1 pseudogene is annotated in these 994 nt (G+C 68.4%); it reads left to right on the top strand.

Going from position 1 to position 994, the window contains the following annotated elements:
* A pseudogene (locus PMI14_RS28810) lies at window positions 1-814 on the top strand (hypothetical protein); the annotation flags it as partial.
* Window positions 815-994: the final 180 nt, after the last annotated feature.

A 994-nucleotide genomic window follows, 5' to 3' on the forward strand; every position in this document is an offset into this window, starting at 1 on the left:
CCTGCTGGCCGGCGGCAGCCGCTCGTACGACTTCCGCACCGACCTGCGTGTGGTCTACCAGCACCTGTGCCACAACCACCCGCTGCCGAGCGAGGCGCAGTACCCGCTGAACATCGGCCTGCCGGCCAGTGCGAAGCTGACCGGTGCCGAGCTCACGGCCAGGGTCAACGACTGCCTGGGCCTGGACAAGCCCGCTGCCCAGCGCACGCCCGAGCAGCAGCGCAAGGTCAAGACGATTGTCGACGTGATCCGCATACCGGCCAGCTCCATCCAGAGCCACCTGAACTGGGGCACCTTCCACTACCGCGACGTGGTGCACCTGCGCACGGGCGATGCCAGCCCCTTCGGCAACACCGGCGCGCGCTACACCGGCTCGCCCGACGATGCAGCGCTCAATGCCGCCGTGCTGCGCTACCAGGCCGATCCACAGGCCCTGGCGCGCTTTGCCCAGGACACCGACCCCACGGGCCGCATCGACGTGCCGGTGCTCACCACCAAGGGGGTGGACGACCCGACCGCCTTCGTCGAGCTCGATGCCTTCTTCAAGGGCACGGTGGAGCGCGCAGGCAGCGGCGCGCGCCTGGTGCAGACCTTCACCCAGCACAACACCCACAGCTACCTGAGCGACCCGACCTACCCCACGCTGATGACGGCGCTGCTGCGCTGGGTGGACGAGGGCGTGAAGCCCACGCCCGAGGGCATTGCCCAGCAGTGCCCGGCCAACGAAGCGAGGTTCGGCAAAGGCTGTGCCTTCCTGCCGGCCTATGTGCCCAAGCCCCTGAACAGCCGCGTGGTGGACCGCGACAGACCGTAAGACCTTTTTAACGCCGCAATGAAAAAGGCCCCGCATTGCGGGGCCTTTGCTTTAGGACAATTGAACAGGTATCAGTTGTCCACGGTGCTGCTCGCCACCCACGACGGACCGAACTGGCGCGGCCCAAGCCAGCGCCCCCGTGCAAGGGCCGCCCCGCCGCACTGGGGGCGTCCCCCTCCC

It is taken from the genome of Acidovorax sp. CF316, assembly GCF_000276605.1.
Classification (GTDB): Bacteria; Pseudomonadota; Gammaproteobacteria; order Burkholderiales; family Burkholderiaceae_C; genus Acidovorax.